Raw genomic sequence first — 12,362 nt, 5'->3', positions numbered from 1 at the left:
CCGCGGCGGCGTTCAAGCCTCCATGGCGCGGCGCGGCAGCGCCTGCAGGAAGTCCTGCAACTGGTGCTTCCAGAACCATGCCATGCCCGTGGTGCCGTGGCCGCGGAGACAACCACGGTTCGCCACTCTCGCTGGCGGACTATCGCCGCCGGACCAGGGTCCGAGAAGGCGGGGCAATCGCTTATGAGCCGGCTCCCACACCTGTCTGCCTGAATCACCGGGTCGTTCCAAGCCGCTGTTTTATCGTGCTTTTTCTCCTCGCAATCCGATTCAGATTCAACCTGAAGAGCGGCCCCGACGAGAGCCTCGCTTTGCCGGTCGTCCGGCGGCGGCAAGGATCCCGGCCTCACAGTTTCTCGATGCCGGCCTTGTCGACCACCTCGTTCCAGCGGCGGATTTCCGAAGCCACGAAGGCCTTCATGGCCTCGGGCGTGGTCGCCTCCGGCTGAACGCCGAGCGCGCCGAGCTGTTCGCGCACCTTGGCGTCGGCCACCGCCCGGCGGATGCCGTCATTCAGCTTGGCGACGATCGCGGGCGGCGTGGCGGCAGGTGCCGCGACGCCGATCCAGGAACGCACCTCGAAGCCCGGCAAGGTGCCGGCGACCAGCGGCACTTCGGGCAAAGCCGGCCAGGGCGCCGTCGAGGTGATGCCGAGGCCGCGAATGGTGCCGGCGCGGATCGCCGCACCTGTCACCGTGATGCTGTCGACCATCAGGTCGATGCGGCCCGACATCAGGTCGGTCAGCGGCTGCATGCCGCCGCGATAGGGGACGTGGGTGAGCTTGATGCCGGCGGTGACCGCCAGCAATTCGCCGGTGAGATGCTGGGTCGAGCCATAACCGACCGACGAGAAGGTGAGCTTGCCAGGCTCCCGTTTGGCCGCGGCGACCAGGTCGGCCAGGCTCTTGATCGGGCTCTCAGCCGACGTTGCGATGACGAAGGGAAAGGTCGCCGCGAGCGAGACGAAGGCGAAATCATCGACCGGATTGAAGCGCAGTGCCTTGTAGAGCGCCGCCGAGACGGCGTGACCGCCGGTGAGCAGGATGAGGCTGTAGCCGTCGGGATTGGCGCGCGACACCACCTCGGAGGCGAGGTTGCCGCCGGCGCCCGGCTTGGCCTCCACCACCACCTGCTGGCCGAGCGAGGCGGACAGGGAATTCGCCAAAACGCGGGCAATGGAATCGGCATTGCCGCCGGCACCGAAGCCGTGGACCAGGGTCACCGGCCGCTGCGGCCAGTCCTGGGCGCGTGCGGCTTGCGGCATGGCGCCGGCGGCGATCAGGCTGGCGAGCGCCAGGCGGCGGTTGAGCATGGGGTGTTCCTTCCTTCGGATATAGGCTTGTTGTTTCAGCCGGCGGCCTGCGCCGTCCGCTTCAGAGATGCCGGCCGCTGTCGACCACCAGGGTCGAGCCGGTGGTGAGCCTCAGATGGGTGATCGCCGCCATGACGGCGAGCGCGACGTCGTCGGCCTCGGCGACGATCCTGAGGGGTGTCGCGGCTGCCTGTTTCTCGACACCCTCGCGGCCGCGGCCCGGCACGAAATCGGTGGCGACCGCCGCCGGCGAGACGCCGATGACCCGGATCTCCGGACCGAGCACGCGAGCAAGCGACAGGCCCATCGTGTCGAGCGCTGCCTTCGAGGCGCAATAGGCGATGCTGCTGCCGAGCCCAGTGACCGCCGACAGGGAGGAGATGTTGACGATGATGGCATCGCCGCCACGCTTCATCAGCGGCGCGAAGGCGCGGATGGTGGCGAAGGGGCCGCGCACATTGGTCCGCAGGATGCGGTCGAAGACCTCGTCGGTGAGCCCATCGAGATCGGCATGGGGCACGGCACGGGTGACGCCGGCGGAATTGACCAGCATGTCGGCGCGGCCGAAGCGGGTTGCGACAGCCTCCGCCGCCGCGACGATGGCGCTCGTGTCCTCCATCGGAATCTGCAGGGCCAGATGCCCTGCCCCGGGCAATTCGCCGATCAGCGCCTCGGCCCGCTCCTGCCCGCTGTTGTAACCGACGACGACGGTGGCACCGCCGGCCGCCAGGCGCCGGACCGTTGCCGCGCCGATGCCGTTGCTGCCGCCGGTGACGATGGCGACCCGCCCTTCAAGGGCGTATTCGCCCTGCCCGCCCGCTCGTATCTCAGCCACGCCTGGTCTCCTCGCGATGTGCCGTCGTTAACAGGCAGACGTCGCATGCCGCCCGCCGCAGCGGACACTTCGCCGCCACCGCCGGCAAAAAGCTCGCCCGCAAGTCCTTTTCTCGGGAGGCACCATATGGCATTCTATTTTGCATGCAAACTGATCGTCACTGTCTCACCCCTGGCTTCGCCGGCCCCCAGCCGGTAGCGGCATCGCGATGACCAGGAGCCCCGCCGCCCGCCGCTCCAGCGATGTCTATGAATGGCTGCGCGCGGCCATCGTGACCGGCGATCTCAGGCCGAACGAACCGCTGATCGAGGCCGATCTCGCCGAGCGCCTGGCCGTCAGCCGCACGCCGGTGCGCGAAAGCCTGCAGCGGCTCGCGGCGGCGGGCCTGATCGTGCCGCGCAAGCGCGGCTGGTCAGTGCGCGAATATACGACCGAGGAGATGCAGCGAAAGTCGGAGGTGCGCGCCGGCCTGGAAGGGTATGCCACTTATCTCGCGGCCGAGCGGGCCACCGCAGCGGACCTCGCCGTCATCGCGAACCTGCACCAGGAGCGCCTCGCCTTGACGCCGGCCGACGAGGCGTTGCGGGTGAAAACCAACCGCGCCTTCCACGATGCGGTGATCGCGGCGGCCAAGAACCCCGAACTCGCCAGCGCGATCTACGAGACCGGCCAGTTCTATTTCAACGGGCCGGTCGCCCGGCTGACGCTGGGCGAGGAAATGCGGCTGGGCAATGCCGACCACCAGCGCATCGTCGATGCGCTGATCGCGCGTGATGCGCCGGCCGCCGAACGCGCCATGCGCGACCATATCCGGCGGACCTTGTCGGTGTTTCAGAGGGTGGCGGATTTGAAGGGGTGAGCGGCCTCCGCGCAGGGCCAATGAAGTCGGATGCGTTCGGTCTAACTCCCGCCCCGATCCGATACCGGCAAGGGAATGGCTTCGACGAGATCCCGGGTCAAAGACATCGCCCTTTCGGCAATACCTTGCCGCTCCGGCATAACGGCCAGTTCCTGGATTTCACTCGAAAACAAGCCGGGATCCATTCGGTCAAGACGCTGCAGCATGGCGGCACGCTCGTGAGACACGTGATGAAGCGACGCGCGCAACGTGTCGCGATGGACCGCGTCGACGACGCTGAGATCAAAGGCGTCGCGGACTTTCATCTCGGCGCCACGATGGCGCATTTTCTTGATCGCGGTCTCGACCGGATGCTCAATGTCGATCGCGTGCTCGCGAATACCGAGGGGGAGATCGGCAGGGATGATGCGCCGTGTGAGCGGCAGGTCGGTGATGTGGGGGCTGACGATGAAGTCGATCTCACCCTCGGGGTATCCAAGCTTCAGATAGTGGGCGGCCTCGTCATAGTCCTGGCAATGCCAAACTCCCTCCGCACCCAGCCTGGGTGAGAGATGCCAAGGTATTGAGGATCGTCGATGAAGATGTCGATGTCTTTGCTGGTGCGATGGTTCAACCACAACATGATGGCTGTCCCACCACCTAGCGCCCATGCGGCAACGGCATTCCGCCATCCGATAGAGCCTCCAAACCCGAGACGGCTCGTTCAAGCAGCGCGTGCCACTGAGTCAAGCTTGGCCTCCAGACCAAGGTTCCGCTCCCCGGTCTTCGCCTTCATGGCATCATAGACTTTGGCGAGCTGGGCGACCCCGATGCTGTGCTGCGAGGCAAAGCTGAGGATCAGGTTGGGCCGAACATCGGTGAAGAAGGCCGCGACGTGGACGATCCAATCGTGAAAATTGCCGGTCGCGATGCAGCTGGCAAGGATCTCCGGGGTGATGACCCGGATGTAGGGCGCGTTCACCGTGCGCGCGACCAGGTGATCCACTCGCTGTGCAGTGGAACCGGCCGCGACCGCTTGGGAATGCCCTGGCGCGTTCATGCGATAGATATAGGCGAAATCCGCCCAAAAAGCACCGGTCCGACGTCGACCTCCACCCGACAGTCGATCCGGCGGCACCCGTCGCCCGACGTTTTCGGCTGCATGTCGGATTGGTGTCCGCCGGTTCGTCCCCGGGTGATCGCAGGTGGCTGCGATCAAGCCCGGACGCCGTCGCATAAGGAGAATTCCGTGACAACCACGAACAAGCCCGGTGAATGCAGCATCGCGACGGTGGAGCGCCAGCTGACCGCGGTCGTCAAGGCCATGGTGCCGATGAGCGAAATCCCCGAGGCGCTCCGACGACAGCCGCCGATTGTTTTGCCCCTCCCCCAGACAATAACAGAGACTTCTCTCAATCTTCGTTTCAGTAAAATTTTGCACCAAGTCTTGGCTCAACAAAAAACAATTGATCGCCTTGGAAAGAACCGGGCACGCGCGATGATACCTCCCCATCCACAGCAAGGTGAACAACGCTTGCCGGGGTGACTATTGGAGGGTTGATCATGTCCATAAAGCACCTGTTCAGGCGACTGGCAGTCGCGGCGACCTTGCTCGTCGCCGGCGCGACGGTGGCATTCGCGAATTCAGGCCCGCTCGTCACCACCGATTGGCTGGAGCAGAACCTCGCCAATCCGAAAGTGCGGGTGATCGAGGTCAGCGTCGAACCAGGCCTGTTCGAACGCGGCCACGTGCCCGGCGCCCAGAACATCGTCTGGCACACCGATCTGGTCGAGACGGTCAATCGCGACATCGCCAGCCGGGAGAAATTCCAGGCCTTGCTGCGCCGGCTCGGCATCGACAAGGACACGACCGTGGTTCTCTACGGCGACAACAACAATTGGTTCGCCGCCTGGGGCGCCTGGGTGTTCGACATCTACGGCCTGCGCGACAACGTGAAACTGCTGGATGGCGGCCGCCGGAAATGGGAATTGGAGCGGCGCCCGTTCGCAACCAATGTGACGCCGGTGGTCGCCAGCACGATCACGCTCGCCGAGCCCAACCGGTCGCTGCGCGCACGCATCACCGATGTGCTGAACGTGGTCGAGAAGCGCTCCGAGGCACGCATCCTCGACATCCGCTCACCCGACGAGTTCACCGGCAAGATCATCGCGCCGGCAGGGGTGCAGGAACTGGCGATCCGCGCCGGCCATATCCCTGGCGCGGTCAATGTGCCCTGGGCTCGCGCGGTGAACGCCGCCGACGGCACGATCAAGCCGATCGAAGAGCTGCGCAAGCTTTATGCCGAGGTCGGCATCGACGGATCGAAACCGATCATCACCACCTGTCGGATCGGCGAGAGATCGAGCCATACCTGGTTCATCCTGTCGCGGCTGCTCGGCTACCAGGTGGCGAATTATGACGGCTCCTGGACCGAATATGGCAACACCGTCGGCGTGCCCATCGCCAATCCGGCCGGCACGGTCTGGGGCGGCAAGTGAACCAGGACGCCAGTCAGCCCATGGGCCGGCAAGCGAGACCGACGTGACGACGACCGACCCGGCGGCAGCAGCGGATGGCGCACCGGCGCCATCCGCGACCTGGCGTTACGCCATCGCGGCGGCGGCCAGCCTGGCGATCGCCGCGGCAGCCTACGGGCTCGGCCGGCAACCGGTCGCCGGAGCCCAATTGCAGCTCTCCCTGATCCTGGGGCTAGCCTTCGGCTTCGTGTTGCAGCGCTCGCGCTTCTGCTTCTTCTGCATCTGGCGCGACTGGCTCGACCGGCGCGATCCGCGCGGGCTCATCGGCATCATCACGGCGCTCGCCGCGGGCCTTGCCGGCTATACGCTGGTGTTCGGCGCCTGGCTGCCGGACCCATCGGGAACCCGCCTGCCGCCGACCGCCCATATCGGGCCGGTGGGCCCGGCGCTGATCCTCGGCGGGCTCGCCTTCGGGGCCGGCATGGCGATTTCCGGCTCCTGCATCAGCGCCCATCTCTATCGGCTCGGCGAAGGTTCGCCGACGGCCCCCTTCGCGCTGATCGGCACCGGCGCCGGTTTCATCCTCGGTTTCCTCTCGTGGAACCCGGTCTATCTGGCCGTCATCGCCGAGGCTCCGGTGATCTGGCTGCCGCGCCAGCTTGGTTATGCCGGCGCCCTGACCCTTGGCCTGGCCGTCGCGGCGGCAGCGGTGATCGTGCTGGCGCGCCGGCTGCCGCGGAGGCCGGCACCGGCGGCCATCGACCCGATCCAGGCGGTGTTCATCACGCGCTGGCCGGCCTGGGTCGGCGGCCTCGCCATCGGAGCCATCGCGACCGCCGCCTATCTGCGCTTGAGCCCCTTGGGCGTCACCGCCGAGATCGGCGCGCGCATGCGGCAGGCGGCCGATGCGGCAGGGCTCTTGCCGGCACGGCTGGAAGGCCTCGATACGCTCCGCGGCTGCGCCACCCTGGTGCGCGATGCGCTGCTGACGCCAAACGGCCTGTTCGTCCTGGGTCTTGTCGCGGCAGGTTTTGTCGCGGCGGTCCTGTCCGGTGCGTTCCGGCCAACTCGTCCCGGTCCCGGTCATATCGCACGCGGACTGCTCGGCGGGCTGCTGCTCGGCTTCGGCGCGATGATCGGGCTCGGCTGCACCGTCGGCACGCTGCTCTCCGGCATCATGGCGGGGGCTGCCTCGGGTTGGATCCATTGCGTCGCGCTGATCGTCGGCACGACTGCCACGCTGCGCGCCGGCCGACATCTCGGCCTGCTCGAAGGTCCGGCCGCAGGCTGACCGGGCCGAAGCCCTGGAGTGGCTTGCCAGCCTCAGGTCTTTTGCGTCAAAACACTGCCACGCATCAGACGGAACCGGCATGCCTCGCCATCGCGGAGAGCCAATCGCCATGCAAGACGTCAGCAACCAACGATCACCTGTCATCCTTGCCCCCGGCGCGGGCCGGACCTATCCGATGGGGCGCATCGGCGCCGTGTTCAAGGCCGACGGTGAGGAGACCCGGAACACCTGCTGCATCTCCGAATGGTGGCTTGAACCCCACACCCAGGGCCCGGGCGCGCATTCACACCCGGAAGACGACATATTCTACGTCGTCGAAGGCACGATGAGCATTCTGGTCGGCGAGCGCTGGGTCAACGCCGAGAAAGGCGCCTTCATCCTGATCCCCGGCGGGATGACCCACGATTTCCAGAATCGCAGCGACAGCAAGGCCGGCGCGCTCAACGTCTCAATCCCCGGCGGCTTCGAGCCACACATGCCCATGATCGCCAGCTGGTTCGCCGAGAACCCGCCAAAGGACGCCTAGGTGTTTGATCCCGGGCTTTGATGGTGCAATCTCGATGCAGGAATCGAGGGACGCGCTATGGGCCAGGTTCTCCACGGGAGCGCCACGACGACTGAGGCGGTCCGTCGAGCGATACAACATAGTCAAGAGAGCCTGAGGGCTCTGTCTAAGCGCTACGGGATTAACCAGAAGACGGTCGCGAAGTGGAAGAAGCGGACCTCGGTGACCGATGTGCCGACCGGGCCGAAGAACCCGACTTCGACAGTGCTGACGATTGAGGAAGAGGCCGTGATCGTCGCCTTCCGGAAGCATACTTTGCTGCCGCTCGACGACTGCCTCTATGCGCTACAGCCGACGATCCCGACGCTGACGCGGTCATCCCTGCACCGCTGCCTGCAGCGTCACGGGATCAGCCGCCTGCCCGAGGTCGAAGGCGAGAAGCCGGCGAAGACGAAGTTCAAATCCTATCCGATCGGCTTCTTCCACATCGATATCGCCGAGGTGCAGACCGCTGAGGGCAAGCTGTACCTCTATGTCGCCATCGATCGCACGAGCAAATTCGCCGTCGTACAGATCGTCAGGAAGACGGGGCGGACCTCCGCGTCAGCCTTCCTCTCGGCCTTGATCGAGGCCGTCCCCTACAAGATCCATACCGTTCTCACCGACAACGGCATCCAGTTCACCTTCCCGCCACGGTATGCCGATGGTCCGACGGCGCGCTACGTGACGCACATGTTCGGCATGCGCTGCCAGGAGAACGGCATCGAGCACCGCCTCACCAAGGTGAAGCACCCTTGGACTAACGGCCAGGTCGAGCGCATGAACCGCACCATCAAAGAAGCCACCGTCAAGCGTTACCACTACGACAGCCACCGGCAGTTCGAAGCGCATCTCGCCGACTTCGTCAGCGCCTACAATTTCGGGCGGAGGCTGAAGACCCTCAAGGGCCTCACACCCTACGAATTCATCTGCAAACTCTGGACAACAGAGCCTCAACGATTCAGGCTCGATCCACTCCATCAAATGCCGGGACTAAACACCTAGGGTCCTTCGATCGCCTCAGGCCGGATTGAGCACGGCGGCGCGCGCCTTCAGCTCGCTCGCCGCGAAGTCGATGAAGGCGCGAATGCGCGGCGTATCCCTGAGATCGGCATGCACGCCGAGCCGCACCGCCTGGACCGGCGCGGGCAGCGGCGTGTCGAGGCGGCGGAGCCCCGGCCGGCCGTCGCCGAGCACGCGTGGCAATGCGGCGAGCGCCACGCCGGCTTCGACGGCGGAAAGGTGAGCATGCAGGCCGTTGGCGCGCAGGATCACCTGGGCCTTCGGCGCCAAGGCCTCGAGCCAGTCGACCTGGCAGACCCGGCCGGCCCCTTCATGCAGCGTCACCACCGCATCGCCGGGACAGCCAGCGGCGAAGTCCGGCGGCCCAAGCCGCTCCAGATAGGCCGGTGCGGCATAGAGGCCATAACCAATGTCGGCGACCTTGCGCTCGATCAGGTCTTCCTGCTCGAAGGAGCGGAAGCGAAACGCGATATCGGCCTCGTGGCGCGACAGGTTGAAGACCCGTCCGTCATTGATCAGCTCGACGCTGACCAGCCGGTGCAGGCTGCCGAAGCGGGCCACGATCGGCGCCACCACGCAATCGCCGAGCCAGTCGAGGCTGGTCACCGAGATCGTACCCTGCAGGCCGGTGTCGCGGGCCGCAATCCGGCGCTCGATCACCAGGGCGCCCTCGTCCATCCGATCGAGGCCGTCGAGCAGCGCCGCACAGAGCGGGGTCGGCGACAGTCCGCCGGCTGCACGTTCGAACAGCTTGACGCCGATGCGCCGCTCGAAGCCGCCGAGCCGGCGGCTGACCGTCGGCTGGGTCGTGCCGAGGGCCCGTGCCGCGGCGCTGAGCGAACCATGGCGGGCCACCGCCAGCGCGATCCTCAGATTGTCCCAATCCAAAACCCGTCTCCCGCCGTGATGAGCCGAGTCATCCTATACGAATCCGCATGGAGCTCGTTCAGCGCCGTTGATCGCTGTTTGCCTTCGGCGATTGCGCGACCCGCCGGGCCTCCCCACCCTCGACCTGGCCCAGAGCGTCGCCGCGTTCGAAAGAATCGACGCAACCAAAAGTTGCCAACAAACCAGAAGACAAAACGTTACCTTACGTAATCGCGGATCAATATATTGCTTTCGTAACGCCTTATTAAGCAAAAACTACAACTTTAACGATGTTCGGCGCCGCGAATCGCCTGATCTAGCGAGATCAACCCAGGGCCGATGACGCGTCGTCACCTTCCCGCCACGCGAGGCTTAAGATGTTAAATCTTGCATCAAAGAAAAACCAAGAGATCGCAGCCAAGCTGTCGGCTCTGGATCGTGTCCAGGCTGTCATCGAATTCGATCTCACTGGTACCATCCTCGCGGCAAATCAGAATTTCCTGACGACGGTCGGCTATGCGCTCGGCGAGATCGTCGGCAAGCATCACAGCATGTTCGTCGAACCCGGCCACAAGGACAGCGCCGAATATCGCGATTTCTGGAACCGGCTCAGAGCCGGCGAGTTCCAGGCGGCGCAATACCGGCGGATCGGCAAGGACGGCAGGGAAATCTGGATCGAAGCTTCTTACAATCCGCTCATGGGACGCGACCGGAAGCCCTACAAGGTGGTGAAATTCGCGACCGACATCACAGCGCAGAAGGCCGCCGATGCCGACCGCGCCGGTCAGGTGGCGGCGATCCGCAAGGCGCAGGCGGTGATCGAATTCACGCTCGATGGCAAGATCCTGGACGCCAATGATAATTTCCTCGGCGCGGTTGGCTATTCGCTGGCCGAAATCAAAGGCGAGCACCACCAGATGTTCGTCGAGCCGGCGACGCGCGGCAGCCTGGAATACCGCCAGTTCTGGGAGGCGCTGAAACGCGGCGAATATCAGGCCGCGCAATACAAGCGCGTTGGCAAGGGCGGCAGGGAGATCTGGATCGAGGCCTCCTACAATCCGATCTTCGATGCCGCCGGGCGGCCCTACAAGGTGGTGAAATTTGCCACCGACATCACCCAGCAGATGCAATTGCTGGCCAATCTCCGGCTCATGATCGACCAGAATTTCGGCGAGATCGACCAGGCCGTGGCCCGTTCGACCAGCGAGTCGAGCAATGCGGCGGAGGTCGCGGAAGCCACCCGCGGCAATGTCCAGACCATGGCGGCGGCGGCGGAAGAGCTGGCCGCCTCGGTGGTCGAGATCTCGCAGAGCATGGCCAAGTCGCAGTCGGCCACCGACAGCGCCCTGGAACAGACCCATACCGCCGGAAGCTTCGCCAAGCGCCTGTCGGACGCGGCGAGCGCCATGGGCGGCATTGTCGGCCTGATCAACAATATCGCCGGCCAGATCAACCTGCTGGCGCTCAACGCAACCATCGAGTCGGCGCGCGCGGGCGAAGCCGGGCGGGGCTTCGCCGTGGTCGCGTCCGAGGTCAAGAACCTCGCGAACCAGGCGGCCAAGGCGACCGAGCAGATCAGCTCGGAAATCAATGGCGTGCAGACCATCTCGACCGAGGTGGTGAACGCACTCGACTCGATCCGCGCCTCGGTCGAGATCATGCGCAACAATGTCATCGCAACCGCGGCTTCGGTCGAAGAACAGAGCGCGGTGACCCGCGACATGTCGTCGAACATGCAGAGCGCGGCCCGCGCCGTGTCCGAGATCTCGACCAGCATGACCGGCATTTCGGCCGCGGTGACGCAGGTGTCCCAGGCGGTCTCGACGACACGAGAGGCGGCAAGCGTGCTGGCGCGCTAGGCTCTCGGGCGGCTCGCCTGGATCGGCCGAAGAGGCCGGTCTCGACGGTCGGCGCCGATCATCATTGGCTCCGCCCCCGAACCGCCTCGCAGACCCGAAAGCCTGCGAGGCCGAACAGCGTCTCTGGCGTCAGCCCAGCCGATCGCCAGGACGTGCCGTGCGCTCCGGAGCCACGATCCCGCCGCTCAGGTGACCGCGATCGGACCGCCGGGCGAGCCGGTCGCGCCTTTGATCGGGATCGGCGAGAAAATGTAGACGAACTGATATTTCCGATCGGCGATGAGGGCGTCGAACTGCAGGTTCTCGTGGACGTGGATGCCATTCTTGGTGATCAGTTCGGCATGAACCGGAAAGGCCAGATTGCGGTCGGGATTCGGCACCGCCTCGACGCCCCAGCTGTCGCCCCCCATGACGACGATCTGCTTCTCGATCGCCCAGCGCGCGACTTCCAGGCCCGGCCCGGGTTCACCCGAACCGTAGCGGTCGTTGTTGCGCATCCAGAGCGAGCCCCAGCCGGTGTTGAAGAACAGCGCGTCCCCCGGCTTGATGTCGTTCTCGTTCATGTTCTGCTTGGCCAGCGCGCCGCGGACATCGGCGAGCGTGACCTCCTGGCCGACATCCATCATGCCACCGCGCTGGGCCATGACGTCGATCAGATGGCCGCGGGTGAAGATCGGTTTGACGTTCTCGATCCCGAGCTTCTTCATGCCGGTCGAACCGACCATGTCGGACCCGCGCACGCCGTTGTAATAGGCCATCTCCGAGGTATCGCCGTCCTTGCCGAGCTGCACGCCGATATGGGCGAGACCGTCGAACTGGGTGCCGGTCTGGCCAATCTCGGTGGCAAGATATTCGTCGTTGTAGACCAGCTTGTTGCCGGCGAACGGCCCGCCGGTCGGGTTGCCGGGAATGCGCAGGGTAAAGGCCCGGTCGCCAAATTTCGGCATGGCCGCTTCGGACATCCGGCCAATACGATAGATCTTGCCGTCGCGGATCCACTGCGCCGCCTCCAGCACCTTCTGCGGCGTGATGTGATTGGTCGCACCGATCTGGTCGTCGGCTCCCCACCGCGACGGCCACCAGGGCTGAACGGCCGGTGTTTGCGCCTGGGCCGGGGTCACGGCCATCTGCGCGACATGCAAGCTCGCGGCGGCAACGACGCCGCCGACCGCCGCGCCTTTCAGAAAGTCGCGCCGCTCGGGCGCGTTCGGCTGCTCGGCAAGGTCCTTCGGGTCACGCACTGTCATGGCGATGTCCTCCTTGAAACGTCCGAATGATTATTGTGGTGAGCCCGACGGGCCACGCCGATCCGTCG

At 65.4% G+C, this 12,362-nt stretch carries 14 protein-coding genes; 8 read left to right on the top strand and 6 right to left on the bottom strand.

Features of this window, described 5'->3' with window-relative positions; genetic code table 11:
• Nucleotides 1-346: 346 nt before the first annotated feature.
• The gene (locus E8M01_RS24550) at nt 347-1,312 is read right to left on the bottom strand and encodes a Bug family tripartite tricarboxylate transporter substrate binding protein (protein ID WP_136962563.1); all 966 of its coding nucleotides are present in this window, start codon (nt 1,310-1,312) and stop codon (nt 347-349) included.
• 61 nt (nt 1,313-1,373) lie between these two features.
• The gene (locus tag E8M01_RS24545; protein ID WP_246088419.1) at nt 1,374-2,147 is read right to left on the bottom strand and encodes an SDR family NAD(P)-dependent oxidoreductase; all 774 of its coding nucleotides are present in this window, start codon (nt 2,145-2,147) and stop codon (nt 1,374-1,376) included.
• A gap of 208 nt (nt 2,148-2,355) precedes the next feature.
• Between E8M01_RS24545 and E8M01_RS24540 the strand changes: the two genes are divergently transcribed.
• On the top strand, nt 2,356-3,006 hold the full coding sequence (locus E8M01_RS24540; RefSeq protein WP_136962562.1) for a GntR family transcriptional regulator: 651 nt from the start codon (nt 2,356-2,358) through the stop codon (nt 3,004-3,006).
• Between the two features lie 20 nt (nt 3,007-3,026).
• Entirely contained in the window at nt 3,027-3,554 is a 528-nt protein-coding gene (locus E8M01_RS24535) for a hypothetical protein (protein WP_136962561.1), read from the top strand.
• Here the strand turns inward: E8M01_RS24535 and E8M01_RS36010 are convergent.
• Together E8M01_RS36010 and E8M01_RS24525 are read right to left on the bottom strand one after the other, a co-directional pair.
• The gene (locus tag E8M01_RS36010) at nt 3,488-3,682 is read right to left on the bottom strand and encodes a nucleotidyl transferase AbiEii/AbiGii toxin family protein (RefSeq protein WP_136964803.1); all 195 of its coding nucleotides are present in this window, start codon (nt 3,680-3,682) and stop codon (nt 3,488-3,490) included. The two genes, E8M01_RS24535 and E8M01_RS36010, sit on opposite strands and share 67 nt — an antisense overlap.
• Before the next feature lie 27 nt (nt 3,683-3,709).
• The gene (locus E8M01_RS24525) at nt 3,710-4,204 is read right to left on the bottom strand and encodes a hypothetical protein (protein ID WP_136962560.1); all 495 of its coding nucleotides are present in this window, start codon (nt 4,202-4,204) and stop codon (nt 3,710-3,712) included.
• 30 nt (nt 4,205-4,234) lie between these two features.
• On the opposite strand from E8M01_RS24525, the gene E8M01_RS24520 reads away from it, so the two are divergent.
• From E8M01_RS24520 to E8M01_RS24500, 5 genes are all read left to right on the top strand, one after another.
• A complete protein-coding gene (locus tag E8M01_RS24520) occupies nt 4,235-4,531 on the top strand; it encodes a hypothetical protein (protein ID WP_136962559.1) in 297 nt (98 codons plus the stop codon).
• A gap of 17 nt (nt 4,532-4,548) precedes the next feature.
• On the top strand, nt 4,549-5,484 hold the full coding sequence (locus E8M01_RS24515; RefSeq protein WP_211596670.1) for a sulfurtransferase: 936 nt from the start codon (nt 4,549-4,551) through the stop codon (nt 5,482-5,484).
• Nucleotides 5,485-5,527: 43 nt separating this feature from the next.
• Nucleotides 5,528-6,754: a YeeE/YedE family protein gene (locus tag E8M01_RS24510; protein WP_246088418.1), complete on the top strand. Its 1,227-nt coding sequence runs from the start codon at nt 5,528-5,530 to the stop codon at nt 6,752-6,754.
• A gap of 109 nt (nt 6,755-6,863) precedes the next feature.
• The gene (locus tag E8M01_RS24505; RefSeq protein ID WP_215908793.1) at nt 6,864-7,280 is read left to right on the top strand and encodes a cupin domain-containing protein; all 417 of its coding nucleotides are present in this window, start codon (nt 6,864-6,866) and stop codon (nt 7,278-7,280) included.
• Between the two features lie 57 nt (nt 7,281-7,337).
• Nucleotides 7,338-8,303, top strand: a complete 966-nt coding sequence (locus E8M01_RS24500; protein WP_136958885.1) for an IS481 family transposase — start codon at nt 7,338-7,340, stop codon at nt 8,301-8,303.
• Between the two features lie 15 nt (nt 8,304-8,318).
• On the opposite strand, the gene E8M01_RS24495 is transcribed toward E8M01_RS24500, so the two are convergent.
• Nucleotides 8,319-9,209 (bottom strand): LysR family transcriptional regulator, encoded by an 891-nt coding sequence (locus tag E8M01_RS24495; protein WP_136962557.1) that lies wholly within the window; start codon nt 9,207-9,209, stop codon nt 8,319-8,321.
• A 356-nt stretch (nt 9,210-9,565) separates the two neighbouring features.
• On the opposite strand from E8M01_RS24495, the gene E8M01_RS24490 reads away from it, so the two are divergent.
• On the top strand, nt 9,566-11,047 hold the full coding sequence (locus tag E8M01_RS24490; protein ID WP_136962556.1) for a methyl-accepting chemotaxis protein: 1,482 nt from the start codon (nt 9,566-9,568) through the stop codon (nt 11,045-11,047).
• A 185-nt stretch (nt 11,048-11,232) separates the two neighbouring features.
• Here E8M01_RS24490 and E8M01_RS24485 read toward each other — a convergent pair whose 3' ends face one another.
• Nucleotides 11,233-12,294, bottom strand: coding sequence for a cyclase family protein (locus E8M01_RS24485; RefSeq protein WP_136962555.1), 1,062 nt, complete (start codon nt 12,292-12,294; stop codon nt 11,233-11,235).
• Between the last annotated feature and the right edge of the window lie 68 nt (nt 12,295-12,362).

Origin of the sequence: Phreatobacter stygius (genome assembly GCF_005144885.1) — a bacterium.
Taxonomy (GTDB): Bacteria; Pseudomonadota; Alphaproteobacteria; order Rhizobiales; family Phreatobacteraceae; genus Phreatobacter; species Phreatobacter stygius.
Note: the sequence above shows the minus strand (reverse complement) of the source record. Positions and strands in the feature narration are given on the sequence as shown.

Bases quoted from the DNA above. Each gene is read 5' to 3' on its own strand.
- E8M01_RS24535 (WP_136962561.1), top strand. From the start codon at position 3,027: ATGAAGTCGGATGCGTTCGGTCTAACTCCCGCCCCGATCCGATACCGG.
- E8M01_RS24540 (WP_136962562.1), top strand. From the start codon at position 2,356: ATGACCAGGAGCCCCGCCGCCCGCCGCTCCAGCGATGTCTATGAATGG.
- E8M01_RS24490 (WP_136962556.1), top strand. From the start codon at position 9,566: ATGTTAAATCTTGCATCAAAGAAAAACCAAGAGATCGCAGCCAAGCTG.
- E8M01_RS24500 (WP_136958885.1), top strand. From the start codon at position 7,338: ATGGGCCAGGTTCTCCACGGGAGCGCCACGACGACTGAGGCGGTCCGT.
- E8M01_RS24485 (WP_136962555.1), bottom strand. From the start codon at position 12,294: ATGACAGTGCGTGACCCGAAGGACCTTGCCGAGCAGCCGAACGCGCCC.
- E8M01_RS24550 (WP_136962563.1), bottom strand. From the start codon at position 1,312: ATGCTCAACCGCCGCCTGGCGCTCGCCAGCCTGATCGCCGCCGGCGCC.
- E8M01_RS24515 (WP_211596670.1), top strand. From the start codon at position 4,549: ATGTCCATAAAGCACCTGTTCAGGCGACTGGCAGTCGCGGCGACCTTG.
- E8M01_RS24505 (WP_215908793.1), top strand. From the start codon at position 6,864: ATGCAAGACGTCAGCAACCAACGATCACCTGTCATCCTTGCCCCCGGC.